Origin of the sequence: Lentzea nigeriaca, from assembly GCF_016907955.1 — a bacterium.
Lineage (GTDB): Bacteria > Actinomycetota > Actinomycetes > Mycobacteriales > Pseudonocardiaceae > Lentzea > Lentzea nigeriaca.
On record NZ_JAFBCX010000005.1, the window covers coordinates 493,053 to 506,414 of the forward strand.

11 protein-coding genes are annotated in these 13,362 nt (G+C 69.5%); 4 read left to right on the forward strand and 7 right to left on the reverse strand.

Going from position 1 to position 13,362, the window contains the following annotated elements; all coding sequences use genetic code 11:
- Positions 1–10: 10 nt before the first annotated feature.
- Positions 11–853 (reverse strand): ABC transporter ATP-binding protein, encoded by an 843-nt coding sequence (locus tag JOD27_RS20465; protein WP_204763815.1) that lies wholly within the window; start codon positions 851–853, stop codon positions 11–13.
- Between the two features lie 183 nt (positions 854–1,036).
- Here JOD27_RS20465 and glgX point away from each other — a divergent pair, with 183 nt between their 5' ends.
- Positions 1,037–3,151 (forward strand): glycogen debranching protein GlgX, encoded by a 2,115-nt coding sequence (gene glgX, locus JOD27_RS20470; RefSeq protein ID WP_204763816.1) that lies wholly within the window; start codon positions 1,037–1,039, stop codon positions 3,149–3,151.
- Here glgX and JOD27_RS20475 read toward each other — a convergent pair whose 3' ends face one another.
- Positions 3,152–3,970 (reverse strand): PIG-L deacetylase family protein, encoded by an 819-nt coding sequence (locus tag JOD27_RS20475; RefSeq protein WP_204763817.1) that lies wholly within the window; start codon positions 3,968–3,970, stop codon positions 3,152–3,154. It abuts the gene before it with no gap.
- 271 nt (positions 3,971–4,241) lie between these two features.
- Between JOD27_RS20475 and JOD27_RS20480 the strand changes: the two genes are divergently transcribed.
- From JOD27_RS20480 to JOD27_RS20490, 3 genes are read left to right on the forward strand one after another with little or no spacing between them, the layout of a single operon-like run.
- Positions 4,242–4,820, forward strand: coding sequence for a cysteine dioxygenase (locus JOD27_RS20480; protein WP_204763818.1), 579 nt, complete (start codon positions 4,242–4,244; stop codon positions 4,818–4,820).
- Positions 4,817–5,206, forward strand: a complete 390-nt coding sequence (locus tag JOD27_RS20485) for a rhodanese-like domain-containing protein (RefSeq protein ID WP_204763819.1) — start codon at positions 4,817–4,819, stop codon at positions 5,204–5,206. Before JOD27_RS20480 ends, JOD27_RS20485 begins: the two co-directional genes overlap by 4 nt.
- A gap of 43 nt (positions 5,207–5,249) precedes the next feature.
- Entirely contained in the window at positions 5,250–6,371 is a 1,122-nt protein-coding gene (locus JOD27_RS20490) for a tetratricopeptide repeat protein (protein ID WP_204763820.1), read from the forward strand.
- Positions 6,372–6,397: 26 nt separating this feature from the next.
- Here JOD27_RS20490 and JOD27_RS20495 read toward each other — a convergent pair whose 3' ends face one another.
- The 5 genes from JOD27_RS20495 to JOD27_RS20515 all read right to left on the reverse strand — a co-directional run bounded on the left by JOD27_RS20495 (position 6,398) and on the right by JOD27_RS20515 (position 13,280).
- Entirely contained in the window at positions 6,398–6,670 is a 273-nt protein-coding gene (locus JOD27_RS20495) for a hypothetical protein (protein WP_204763821.1), read from the reverse strand.
- Positions 6,671–6,872: 202 nt separating this feature from the next.
- Entirely contained in the window at positions 6,873–7,418 is a 546-nt protein-coding gene (locus tag JOD27_RS20500) for a hypothetical protein (protein WP_204763822.1), read from the reverse strand.
- A 291-nt stretch (positions 7,419–7,709) separates the two neighbouring features.
- Entirely contained in the window at positions 7,710–10,292 is a 2,583-nt protein-coding gene (glgP, locus tag JOD27_RS20505) for an alpha-glucan family phosphorylase (protein WP_204763823.1), read from the reverse strand.
- A 115-nt stretch (positions 10,293–10,407) separates the two neighbouring features.
- Positions 10,408–11,715, reverse strand: coding sequence for a serine/threonine-protein kinase (locus tag JOD27_RS20510; RefSeq protein ID WP_307830230.1), 1,308 nt, complete (start codon positions 11,713–11,715; stop codon positions 10,408–10,410).
- A gap of 14 nt (positions 11,716–11,729) precedes the next feature.
- Entirely contained in the window at positions 11,730–13,280 is a 1,551-nt protein-coding gene (locus tag JOD27_RS20515) for a serine/threonine-protein kinase (protein WP_307830231.1), read from the reverse strand.
- Positions 13,281–13,362 lie beyond the last annotated feature (82 nt).

Below are 13,362 nucleotides of genomic sequence, written 5' to 3' on the forward strand. Positions count from 1 at the left end.
CGGTAGCTTCTCAGACCTTTCGGCGGGCGAAGAACCGCTCCCCCGACTTTTGCAGTTCGAGGTCCTGGCCGAACGTCTTCGAGAGGTTTTCCTCGGTGAGGACGTCGTCGAGCAGGCCCTGCGCGACGATCGAGCCCTCGCGGAGCAGCAACGCGTGCGTGAAGCCGGGGGGGATCTCCTCGACGTGGTGCGTGACCAGGATCGTCGCGGGCGCGTCCGGGTCCATGGCGAGCTCCGAGAGCTTCGCCACGAGGTCCTCGCGGCCGCCCAGGTCGAGGCCCGCGGCGGGCTCGTCGAGCAGGAGCATCTCAGGGTCGGTCATGAGCGCGCGGGCGATCAGCGTGCGCTTGCGCTCGCCCTCGCTCAGGGTGCCGTAGAGGCGGTCGGCGAGGTGTTCGATGCCGAGGGTGCCCAGCAGTTCCTTCGCCCGGTCGGTGTCGAGCTTGCCGTACTCCTCGCGCCACCTGCCGAGGACCGCGTAGCCGGCGGACACGACGAGGTCGACGACCGTCTCGTCGGCGGGGACGCGGCCGTTGAGGGCCGCGCTGCACAGGCCGATGCGGGGCTTGAGCTCCTGGATGTCGGTCTTGCCCAGGCGTTCGCCCAGGAGGTGCACCTTGCCCCTGGTGGGGTGCAGCTCGGCGCTGGCCAGGCGCAGCAGGGTGGTCTTGCCTGCTCCGTTCGGGCCCAGCACGACCCAGCGCTCGTCCAGTTCCACGCTCCAGTCGATGTTGCCGACCAGCGTGTTCTTCCCTCGGCGGACCGATACGCCCGCCATGTGCACGACCAGATCTGTCACGTCGACGTCCGCCACGGCCCCATTGTTTCGGACGGCCCTCCCCCGCCCTCCCATCGGGGTATCTCCGACGGCACGCGGGGACCCTGCGTAACCCAGGAGAGTACGAAAGCTCCCCGCGTAACTTCCGGCAAGCGGAAAAGTGCTGGCGGTGTGAGATGCACACGATAGGCCGAGGCGCTGCGCCGCCTGGCTGAACTCGCAGGTTTTTTGTCGGTGATGGATGCCAAGATCGGAGGTATGGCTACGCGACCCGAGTCCGAGGTGCTGGCAGGCCGTCCGTTCCCGCTGGGGGCTCATGCGGAGGCGGGCGGTGTGCGGTTCGCGGTCGCCTCGCACGTGGCCGATGCCGTCGAGGTCTGCCTGATCGACGACGACGGGGCCGAGAAGCGGGTCGAGCTGACCGAGCGGACGTTCGGCGTGTGGCACGGTCTGGTGCCGGGGGTCACACCGGGGCAGCGGTACGGGTTCCGGGTGCACGGGCCGTACGACGCGGGGCGCGGGTTGCGGTGCAACCCGGCCAAGATCCTGGTCGACCCGTACGCGCGACAGATCAGCGGGAAGATCACGGACCTCAAGGCAGCGCTGGGGTACGTCGGGGACCCGATGCACGGGCCGCCGTCGGGGGTCGACTCGCTCGGCAGCGTGCCGCTCGGCGTCGTGAGCTCGCCGGGCGGGGCGGACACCGGGGTGAAGCCCGAGGTGCCGTTCGAGGAGACGGTCATCTACGAGCTGCACGTCAGGGGGTTCACCAAGAACCACCCGGACATCCCGGAGAAGCTGCGCGGCACGTATCTCGGGCTGGCGCACCCGGCGGCGGTCGAGCACCTGGCGAGGCTCGGGGTCACGACGGTCGAGCTGTTGCCGGTGCAGGCGTTCCAGGACGAGCCCTCGCTGATCCAGCGGAACTCTCACAACTACTGGGGCTATTCACCGCTCGCGTACTTCGCGCCGCACGCGGCGTACGCGAGTGAGCCCGGCGGGGAGATCCAGGAGTTCCGGACGATGGTGGCGGCACTGCACGCCGCGAACATCGAGGTGTTGATCGACGTCGTCTACAACCACACGTGCGAGGGCGGGCCAGACGGCCCGACCATCTGCTACCGGGGGTTCGACGCGCCCGGCTACTACCTGCACGCGGGCGGGGGCAGCACGGTCGACATCACCGGGTGCGGCAACACGCTGGACGCCGGATCGCCGCAGGTCGTGCGGCTCGTCACGGACTCGCTGCGGTACTGGGCCGGCGAGATGGGTGTCGACGGGTTCCGGTTCGACCTGGCGTCGACGATGGGGCGGCCCCGCGGCGGGTTCTTCGACCGCGACAGCGCTCTGCTGACGGCCATCACCACGGATCCCGTGCTGTGCCGGGCGAAGCTGATCGCCGAGCCGTGGGACGCGACCGGAGACGGCTACCGCGTCGGCGACTTCGGGATGCAGTGGGCCGAGTGGAACGGGCGGTATCGGGACACGGTCCGGGACTTCTGGCGCGGGCACACGTCGGTGCGGGACCTGGCGTACCGGTTGTCCGGGTCCAGCGACCTGTACGCGGACGACCTGCGCAGGCCCTGGCAGTCGATCAACTTCGTCACGGCGCACGACGGGTTCACGTTGCGGGATCTGGTGTCCTACAACGACAAGCACAACGAGGAGAACGGCGAGGACAACCGCGACGGCACCAACGACAACCGCTCGTGGAACTGCGGGGCCGAGGGGCCGACGACGGATCCCGAGGTGCTCACGTTGCGGGCCAAGCAGGCGCGGAACCTGCTCGCGACGCTGCTGCTGTCCACCGGCACGCCGATGATCGTGGCGGGCGACGAGATGTGGCGGACCCAGCGCGGCAACAACAACGCCTACTGCCTCGACAACGCGGTGTCGTGGGTGGACTGGGAGCGGACCGAGGCCGGGGAGGCGCTGCTCGGGTTCACGCAGCGGCTCATCGATCTGCGCGCGAGCTCACCCGCGCTGCGGCAGCCCGAGTTCTTCGAGGGGCGCACCACGCCCAGCGGCAACCCCGACCTGGTGTGGTTCCGGCCGGACGGGCAGGAGATGGCCGAGACCGACTGGTTCGACGAGGGCCGCCGCACGCTCGGCATGTTCATCGACGGCTCGAACTGCCTCTCGCGCACGCGGGACGGCGAGCTGGTGTCGGACGACTCGTGGCTGTTGCTGATGCACGCCGGGGCGGACCCCATCACCGTGACGTTGCCGCACGAGCGCTACGGGCCGTCGTACGAGCCGTTCCTGGACACCACGACGCCGGACGGCTCCCCCGCCGATCCCGCCGGCGTGCTGCCCAAGTCGAAGATCACGATGGAACCGCGCTCGCTGCTGCTGCTCCGCGTGCCACGCTGATCAGCGGGGCAGATCGATGTACTCGTGCGGGTCCGCCGCCGCCGGGTCGATCATGAGTTTGCCGACGCTGTGGTACCCGAGCGCGTACCTGCCGCGCTTCGGGTCCCAGCGGCCGTACTCGGCCAGCGCCTGCCTCTTGCGCGCGAACTGCCGGTCGGACAACGCGAGCACGTAGTCGGCCGTCCGCTGCTCCAGCGGGTACGTGTAGCCGTAGACCCAGTAGTACCGGAAGTTCGCGATCTGGCTTTCGAGGCTTGCCGCCGCCTCACGGCACGCCTTGTGCGTGAGGTTCGGCTCGTCGGGATTCCAGCCGTAGATCACGTCGCGGTAGCCGTTGACCAGCTTGTGGGACGCGCCGGGATACCGCGCCTCGAACTCCAGGATCGTGTCGCGGACCTCCCGCACGAACCCGGCGTAGTCCGTCCACGCGGAGTCCGGCCGGTCCCGCACGACGACCCGGTCCACGCCGAGGCGCCTCGCCGCGGCCTCGAACTCCGCGGTGCGTCCGCGGACGATGTCGTCCTGCACCAGGCCGAAGCTGTGCGTACCACCGCCGGGGCAATCCGTCCCCAACGGACAGTCGGCGGCGCCGTTCATGATGTCCAGCAACCCGCCGTTCTCCCCCCTGGTGAGCAACACGAGGATCACCTGGCGGCCGGCCTCCTTGTGCTCCCGGATAGACCCGGCCATCGCCAGCGACTCGTCGTCCTGGTGCGGTGAGTAGAAGATCGCGGGTGCCGCGGCCGCGTGTGCGGTGCCCGTGGGCAGCAGGGCTGCGGCGGCACCGAGTGCGAGCGCCTTTCGGCGACTGAGCTCCATGACCATGTGACTACGGTGCGGAGTCGGCCGGTTGCAAGGTCTGGTGAAGACCACAGACCACGTGGTGGACGCTCTAGCCAGCTTCCAAGAGCGTCTGGCACGATCACCGACGTGCTGGTCTATTGCTGGACTGACCGCACGATCGACCTCGTGCTCGTGGCGTCGTGCGGGTGTAGCTCGACGCGACGCGCGCGCTGAGCCGCTGGGCCGCGCCTTCCGCGTCGCGTCTTGATCGCCACCCGTACCGACGGTTGCCTTCAGGAGCGAGCCGGTGACTTCGACCATCGCAGAATTCGACCTGCACCCGCGGCTGGACACTCAGCTGCTGCGTGACGTGATCCACCCGTCCCGATCTCTGTGGACGCCGCGCGAGCTGCGCGACCTGACCTCGTTCGTGGCGAGCGAGCTGACCACGGGCCTGCTGGAGATCCTCGAGTACTCGGCCGAACGCCGCTGGTGGGCACGTCTCGGCCTGACCGAGGGTGTGGAGCTGTGGCTGCTGTCGTGGCTGCCGGGCCAGGGCACGGAACCCCACGACCACGGCGGCTCCGCCGGGTCGTTCACCGTGCTGACCGGCGCGTTGCAGGAGGACTACCGCTACCCGGCCGGGCCGATCCGCACCGCGGTCCGCAACACCGGCGACGCGCTGGGCTTCGGCTCCGGGCGCGCACACCAGGTGACGAACCCGTTCGCCGCGCCCGCCGCGACCGTGCACGCCTACTCGCCGCCGCTCGTGCCGACGCGCGAGTACGCGTCGCTGCTCGACATCCCCGAGGAGATCCCGCCGCTGCCCGCCCAGCGCCTTCCCCTGTCCGAACTGCGTCAGCTGGCCGACCAGGAGGGTCCGTGAGCACCGTCGACACCATCCTCGAAGAGGCTCGATCCCACCTGAAGCGCCTGGAACCGCACGAGCTGCACCAGCTCGAAGACGCGTTGATCGTCGACATCCGGCCGATCCACAACCGGCTGGCCGAGGGCGAGATCGAGAACTCGGTCGTGGTCGAGCGGATCGTGCTGGAGTGGCGGCTCGACCCGTCAGGCGACTGGCGGCTGCCCGGATTCGACGCGAACACGACGGTGGTCGTGGTGTGCAACGAGGGATGGGCCTCGTCGCTCGCCGCGCGGGATCTGCAACGGATCGGGCTTCCCAACGCCACCGACCTCGTCGGCGGGTACCGCGGCTGGCGCGCGGCAGGCCTGCCGATCCGCCAGGGCGGCTCCCAGGCCGTCGTCTGAATCGCCGGTGGAACCGCTGCCGCGCCGGTAGCGTCTGGTGATCGTGACAGTTGTGCGCTGGGTCGTGACGGCACTGGTGGTGGCCGGCACGATCGCCTGGACCCTCTCGGACTTCCCCGCCGGTCTCGCCGGTGCGTTGGTCGGCCTGCTGCTGGAACTCACGGCGGTGCAGGCGGGTCTGGCGCTCGGCGCCGTCCTCTTCGGACTGCGGATCACGCACGTGATCATCGGCGTCGGCGGCGAGCTCAAGTCGTGGACCAGGACGCACCGGCGGATCGTGCTGCGCAACTTCCCCGTGCTCGCCACGGTCGGCATCACCGGGCTGAAGCCGGGTGTGCGCAGGCGGACCGTCCTCACCGGAGCGTTCTCCGCCGTCTTCTGCGCGGCGATCGCGGCTGCCACCTGGCTCGCGATCGGGTCGGCGTTCGGCAAGGGCCTGGCACTGGCCGCGACGGCGTGCTTCTTCCTGCAGCTCGTGCCCATCGAGAAGCCGGGGCACACCAGCCTGGGCTGGTTCCTCTTCAGCCTGCCGAGGCTCTCCGGCAGGCCGCTCGGCGAGCTGGAGGCGCGGCCGCGAGTGCTGGCGGGCATGGACGCCTACCACCGCGGCGACCTCGACGAGGCCGAGCGGATCTACGAGGAGCTGGCGAAGGACCACCCGGACCTGATCACCGTCGTCGGGCTGAAGGTCGTGACCAGGTGCGCCCGCGAGCAGTACCTCGACGCGCTCCAGACGGTGATCGGGCTGAACGGGCGCGACGACGTCAGCTCGCGCGACCTGGCGTTCATCATGGCCACCGTCGCCGGTGTCGCGGTGCTGGCGGTGGAGTCCGGGCAGTTCCCGGCCGAGGTCGGGCTGGCGACGGCCCGCAGCATGCTGGACAGCGCCTACGAGGCCGGCTATCCGAAGCACCGGGCACACGGGACGCTCGCGATCATGGCGTTGCTCGAGGGTGACTACGCGAAGGCCAGGCAGCTGGCCGGGTGGGCCGCCGAGAGCAGCGAGAACGCGCTGGGACGTGCCGACGACCTGATCACCATCGCGCGGGCGTGGATGGCGGACGGCAACAACGCGAAGGCCCGCGAGCTCGCGACCGAAGCGCACGAGCTCGCGGGCTGGAGTCCGCGGGTGGCGGCGACCCGCGCCCGTCTCGCGATCAGCTAGCCGGAAGATCGGCTGGCCGGAGAGGATCAGCCGGCGAAACCGGCGGAATTGTTCCCGTTCCCGCCCGAGTTGCCCACGCCGACGTTGTTGCCGCCGCCACCGTTGCTGTTGCCGTTACCTCCGTTGTTGTCGTTTCCGACGTTGTTGCCATTGCCTCCGATGTCGCCCGATCCGGTGACGTTCGCGTTGCCCGGCGTGACCGTGGTGGGGCCAACCAGCTGCGTGTCCAGCACATCCCGGCTCCTGGTGGGAGCGGCATGTGCGGCCGGCACCAACAGGGCCATGCCGGGATCGAGCAATCACAGGTTAGCCACACGATCCGAACAAAAACGAATAAGTCGCACCATTGTGTGCAATGCAGAAAAGCGCTTGAGCTGCAACGACCGGGTGATCGCGCAGGTGACGACAACTATTCCGAACTGCACGGAATACTACGGAATGCACACGGGAAGGGGCCCGTCACCGAGATCGGTGACGGGCCCTTTCCCACCCCGCGGGAGATCAGCTGTTCTCGACCGGAAGCGGCGGACCTGGCAGCGTCGGCAGACCGCCAGGCGGTGCCGGCAGGCCGCACTTCTGCAGCAGGTCGGTCACGGTCTTGAGCAACGTCGTCAGGATCCCGGTGAGTTTGCCGACGTCAGGCGTGCCGCCACTGGCAGCGCCGAGGATCGTGCCGCCGAGGCCGGCGATGGACGAGATCAGGTTCAGCACGACCGGCAGACACTGGTCGACCGGACCGTTGTACGCGACGGCCTTCGCGGGCAGCGGTACGCCCGGCACGCTCACAGGTGGTGTCGGCAGACAACCAGAACTCTGCAGTGCCGTGACCAGGTTCAGCAAGTCGCCGATCAACGGTGTCGCCGCACCCACGTTCGGAATGGGCAACAGACTTCCGACGACTTTCGCGAGCTTCCCGGCGAGGTCCGTCACGAGACCGGCGCAGGCGGCTGGGAGTTCCGGCGCGGCAGGCGTCGCGCTGGCGGCCGGTACGGAGGATGCGGTGAACAGAGCCGCGACGAGCGAGAGTGCGGTAATCGTTTTCTTCACGGCTACCTTCTTCCTCAATGCGCAATTCGCTGGAGCCGCGCCGGAAATGCCGTCGTGGGAATTCTGGTGCGGTTCATTCCATGCGACAGAGCGTAAGCCTGTGCACGCACCCCTACCAGCGGAGATTGTGAATTCACCCGCTCGAAAAAGTACTCATTCGATGGAGGGAAGGCGCTGAATCGAACACGCGCCTGAGCCAGGTCACGAGCAGTGAACAGGAAACAAGGAAGACGAACGCATCAGGGCATCCAGCCCGCCGTTTGAAGGCGAACTGGATGCCCTGTGCTGATCTCAGCTGGCGAGGACGACCCTGCCGAGTTCGGCAGGAGACGCCAACAGAGGATGCCGAGGCAGCACGCGCACGGTGTAGCCGAGCGAGCCGGCGTGCGGCAGCGGCACCTCCGCCTCGTAGTTGCCGTTGCCCGCGTAGTTCATCGGCGCCGTGACGACGTCGTTGAGCTCGTCGGAGTCGTGCGACACCTTGCCGAGCACGACCTGAACGTCCACTTCGGACGGCTCCAGCCCCGCCAGCTCGACCCTTGCCCGCACGATGACCGGCGCACCCAGCACCGGCACCGACGAGCCGCCGAGCGCGAGGTCGCTGTCGAGCACCCGCACCCGCGTCCACGACGCACGCAGGCGGTGCCGGTACCCCGACAGCTCCTTCGCGCCGCGGAAGCCGTCGCCGACCACACCGTTCGCCGACGCGGCCGCCGGCGCGTAGTAGCTCTCCACGTAGTCGCGGACCATGCGCGAGGCCTGCACGACCGGCCCGAGCGAGGCCAGCGTGTGCCGGACCATCGACATCCAGCGGGTCGGCACGCCGTCCTCGCCTCGGTCGTAGAACAGCGGCGCGACCTGCGAACCGAGCAGCTCGTAGAGGGCGTTGGCCTCGAGGTCGTCCCGGCGGATCGGGTCGGTGACGCCGTCCGCGGTCGGGATCGCCCAGCCGTTGGACCCGTCGTAGAGCTCGTCCCACCAACCGTCGCGGATGGACAGGTTCAGGCCGCCGTTCAGGGCGGCCTTCATGCCGGACGTGCCGCACGCCTCGAGCGGGCGCATGGGGTTGTTCAGCCACACGTCGCAGCCCCAGTACAGGTACCGGGCCATGGACATGTCGTAGTCGGGCAGGAACACGATCCGGTGCCGCACGCCCGCGTCGTCGGCGTAGCGCACGATCTGCTGGATCAGCGCCTTGCCGCCGTCGTCGGCCGGGTGCGACTTGCCCGCGACCACCAGCTGCACCGGGCGTTCGGGGTGCAGCAGCAACGAACGCAGCCGCTCCGGGTCGCGCAGCATCAGCGTGAGGCGCTTGTACGTCGGCACGCGGCGGGCGAACCCGACGGTCAGCACGCCGGGGTCGAACACCGAGTCGGTCCAGCCCAGCTCCAGCGCCGACGCACCGCGCTGCAGCCACGACTCGCGCAGCCGGCGCCGCACCTCCATGACCAGACGGCCGCGCAACGTCGAGCGCAGCTCCCACAGGCCCGCGTCGGTGACCGGCTCGAAGGACCCGAGGCCGGAGCTCTGGTTGTCTGCTTCGGACCCACCCAGCAGCTTGCTCATCTCGGTCGCGGCCCACGTCGGCCCGTGCACGCCGTTGGTGACCGACCCGATCGGCACCTCGGTGGAGTCGAAGCCCGGCCAGAGGCCGCGGAACATGTCCCTGCTGACCTCACCGTGCAGTTTGGACACACCGTTCGCGCGCTGGGCCAGCCGCAGACCCATGTGGGCCATGTTGAACATGCCGGGGTTGTCCTCGGCGCCGAGCGCGAGGATGCGCTGGGTGTTCACGCCGGGCACGAGCTGCTCAGACCCGAAGTAGTGCTGGACCAGGTCGACCGGGAACCTGTCGATGCCGGCGGGCACGGGCGTGTGCGTGGTGAACACGGCACCGGCGCGCGCGGCCGTGAGCGCCTGGTCGAAGTCGAGGCCGTCGTTGGTGATGTACTCGCGGATCCGCTCGAGGCCGAGGAAGCCCGCGTGGCCCTCGTTGGTGTGGAACACCTCGGGCTGCGCGTGGCCGGTGAGCTCGCAGAACGTGCGAACCGCCCGAACACCGCCGATTCCGGCGAGGATCTCCTGGCGGATGCGGTGGTTCTGGTCGCCGCCGTAGAGCCGGTCGGTGACGCCGCGCAGGTCCTCGTCGTTCTGCTCCACGTCCGAGTCGAGCAGGAGCAACGGCACCCGGCCGACCTGCGCCCGCCAGATCTTGGCGCGCAGCATCCGGTCGCCCGGCATCGCCACGTGGACGAGCAGCGGCAGCCCGGACGGCTCGGTCAGCAGCTCCAGCGGAAGGCCGCGCGGGTCGAGCGACGGGTAGTGCTCCTGCTGCCAGCCGTCGAGCGACAGCGACTGCCGGAAGTACCCCGACCGGTAGAGCAGGCCGACCGCGATCAGCGGAACGCCCAGGTCGCTGGCCGCCTTGAGGTGGTCACCGGCGAGGATCCCGAGGCCGCCCGAGTAGTTCGGCAGCGCCTCGTGCACGCCGAACTCCATCGAGAAGTACGCGACGCTCGTCGGCAACGGTGTGTCGGTGGTCGCCCCGTGCTCGCGCCGCTGGGCGATCTCGTCCTGGCGCCGCTGGTACCACCGCGGCCCCTCGACGTAGCGCTCCAGGTCGGAGGCGAGCGCGTGGAGCTTGAGCAGGAACTGCTCGTCTCGCGCGAGGGCCTCCAGTTTTCCGGCGTCCACGACGGAGAGCAGGCGCAACGGGTCGCCACCGACCTCTGACCAGACGTGAGGGTCGATCGAGGTGAAGAGTTCCTGCGTGGGCGGGTGCCACGTCCAGCGCAGGTTGGTGGCGAGCGTGCTCAGCGCGGACAGGGGCTCCGGCAGACTGGCTCGGACGGTGAACCGGCGAAGTGCTCGCATGACGAGCGAACTTACCTGCCACCCCTCGGTGCCTGACAACGTTCCCGGTCACACCTGCAACGACTTGCAGAACCGGTCAAGACGCGGACCGCCCGTGAGCTGCCGATACGGCGATTCAGCCGCTCGCTTCGCGCGCGTGGGCGATGAGCAGCTTGCCGTCTTTGACCACGAGATCCAGCCGGAAACCCTCGATCGACACGTCGTGCTCACGGGCGCCCTGCTTGCGCAGCGTCAGGTCGAGCCCGACGGAGTACCGCTGGTCGTCCTGCGCGGTGCTGCTGATCCGGGGCTCACCGTAGATCGCCACCACCTCGTACCGCTTCCAGTACTGGTCGTCGGTCTGCACGGCCGGCCGGGCCTCGGGAACCCAGTCCTGGCGGGCGCCCGCGGTGTCCTTCGGCAGTTTGGCGAAGTGCTGCCGGATGAAGGTGTCCACGTCCTTGGTGGTGAGCGCGGCAGGGGTTTCCGGCGTCTTGCTCGCGCTCTGTCCCGTCGAACCGCTGCCGGAGCCCGCGGCCTGGTCGCGGCCGAACAGCAACGGCGCGGTCACGGCCGCGGCGACGACAAGAAACACCAGCACGACCGCGGCGACCAGGATCCCGGTTCGGCGCCCCGAGCGGCTCGCGGTGTGGGCAGCCAGCTCCTCGACGACCTGTGCGGCCGTCGGCCTGTCCGCGGGTTCGATCGCGAGCAGCCGGGTCAGCAATGGCGTCAGCGGCCCGGACCGGGCAGGCGGCGTGACCTGTCCGGTCGAGATCTTGTAGAGCAGACCGAACTCGTTCTCGGTGCGCCCGAACGGCGGCTGCCCCTCCGTCATCGCGTAGAGAGTCGCCCCGAACGAGAACATGTCCGCCGCCGGGTCCGGTTCCGCGCCGCGGGCCAGCTCCGGCGCGAGGTAGGCGAGCGTGCCGGAGAGCCTTCCGGTCTTGGTGAGCGCCACATCGTCGGCCGCACGCGAGATGCCGAAATCCGTGATCTTGACGCGGCCGTCGTGTCCGATCAGGACGTTGCCGGGCTTGATGTCCCGGTGGACGATCCCCACCTCGTGCGCCGCGGCGAGCGCGGCCACGACCTGTGCGCCGATCCGCGCGGTCTCCTCGAACGGCAGTGTGCCCCGCTCCTTGAGCACCTCCGACAGGCTGCGGGACGGCAGGTACTCCATCACCAGGCACGGTTTGCCGTCCTCGATCACGACGTCGAAGACGCCGACCGCGTTCGGGTGCTGCAGCCGGGCGGCGATCCTGCCCTCCCGCATCGCCCGCTCACAGGCCTCCTCGACCTGCCTCGGGTCGAGGTCGGGCAGCAACAGCTGCTTGATCGCGACCTCGCGGTGAAGCATCTCGTCGCGGGCTCGCCACACGACTCCCATCGCGCCGCTGCCGAGGCGCTCGAGCAGGACGTACCTGTCGGCAAGGGTCTGCACGGGCGCCCAGGGTACTAGCGATCCTCCTTGACGATCTGCAGCTTCTCGCCTTTGCCGTCGATCTTGAGGGTGTGCTCCTCCGTGACGGTCTTGTTGGTCTCCGACTCGGTCAGCTGCAGGGCCGTCGTCACCGTGAAGGTGCCGTCGTCGGACGCCGTGACCAGCGGGGTTCCCTTGATCACGACCTTGGTGTAACCGCCCCAATACTCCTTCTCGGAGCTCACGCCCGGTGCCTTGTCCGGGTCCCAGTCCTCGACGGCCTCTGCCGCGTTCTGCGGCAGCTTCGCGTAGTGCTGCTGCACGAACTGGGTGACCTGGGCCTTCGTGAACTTGCTCGCCGGCGGCGCCGAGGTCGGCTTGCTCGGCTCGGTCGTCTGGGCAGGCTTGGTGGTCGTCGGCTTGGCGTTGGTCGTGGTCGGCGGAACGATCTGCGACTGCGAGGTCGGCTTCGTGGTGGTGGCGCCGGAGCCCGTCGTCCGGTCCTTGTCGCCCTGGTTCTGGATGATCGCGTAGGCCGCGCCCGCGATCAGCAGGACGCCGAGGATCGCGGCGGCGATGGCGAGCCCCCGGTTGCTCTTGCGCGGTGGCTCCGGCTCCTCCGGCGGAGCGGGCGGCCTGGTGCGCGGGCCCTGCGGCGGCATCGTGCGCGGCCCCTGGGTGCGCGGACCCTGGGTGCCCGGACCCGACGACGGCATCACGGCCGTGCCGGACGGCGGCGTCATCGGACGCGGAGGGAGCACGGTGGTGGCCGGAACGGGAACGCCGTCCGCGATCGCCTTCAGCTCCGCCGCCGCCTGGGCCGCGGTGGGCCGCTGCGACGGCTCGTTGGCCAGCAGCCGCACGAGCAACGGCGTGAGCGGGCCCGACCGCATCGGCGGGCGGGTCTCGCCGCGCGCGACCTTGTAGAGCAGGCCGAGGTCGTTGGTGCTCCTGCCGAACGGCGGTTCACCCTCGGTCATCGCGTAGATCGTCGCGCCGAGCGAGAACACGTCGGACGGCGGCGCGGGCTCGGCACCGCGGGCGAGCTCCGGCGCGAGGTACGCGGGCGTGCCGGCGAGCATGCCGGTCTTGGTCACGGCGACGTCGCCGAGGGCGCGCGAGATGCCGAAGTCGGTGATCTTGACATTGCCGTCGCGTCCAATGAGGACGTTGCCGGGCTTGATGTCGCGGTGCACGATGCCGGCGGCGTGCGCGGCGGCCAGCGCGGAGGCGGCGAGCGACCCGATGCGGGCGACCTCGACGGGCGGCATCGGCCCGCGCTCGTCCAGGATCGTGGACACGTTCTTGGACGGCAGGTACTCCATCACCAGACACGGCTTGCCGTTGTCGAGCACGACGTCGTACACCGCGATAGCGTTGGGGTGCTGCAGGCGTGCTGCGATCCGCCCTTCGCGCATCGCGCGCTGGACGGCCTCATGGGCTTCGTGCGGCTGCACGTCGTTCAGCAACATCTGCTTGACCGCTACGTCCCGGTGCAGGAGTTCGTCGCGTGCACGCCACACGACGCCCATCGCACCGGCGCCGAGCTGGTCGAGCAGGACGTAGCGGTCGCCAAGCTTGTTCACGCGCGGGACGGTACCCGTAGCACCCTCGTAACGTTGTGAGTTGCCTGGGAAAGGTCCACTGGAGAGAACGTGAGGTGGACAC

Coding starts and splice junctions, on each gene's coding strand:
- JOD27_RS20475 (WP_204763817.1), bottom strand. CDS start 3,970: ATGGAGCTCAGTCGCCGAAAGGCGCTCGCACTCGGTGCCGCCGCAGCC.
- glgX (WP_204763816.1), top strand. CDS start 1,037: ATGGCTACGCGACCCGAGTCCGAGGTGCTGGCAGGCCGTCCGTTCCCG.
- JOD27_RS20465 (WP_204763815.1), bottom strand. CDS start 853: ATGGGAGGGCGGGGGAGGGCCGTCCGAAACAATGGGGCCGTGGCGGAC.
- glgP (WP_204763823.1), bottom strand. CDS start 10,292: ATGCGAGCACTTCGCCGGTTCACCGTCCGAGCCAGTCTGCCGGAGCCC.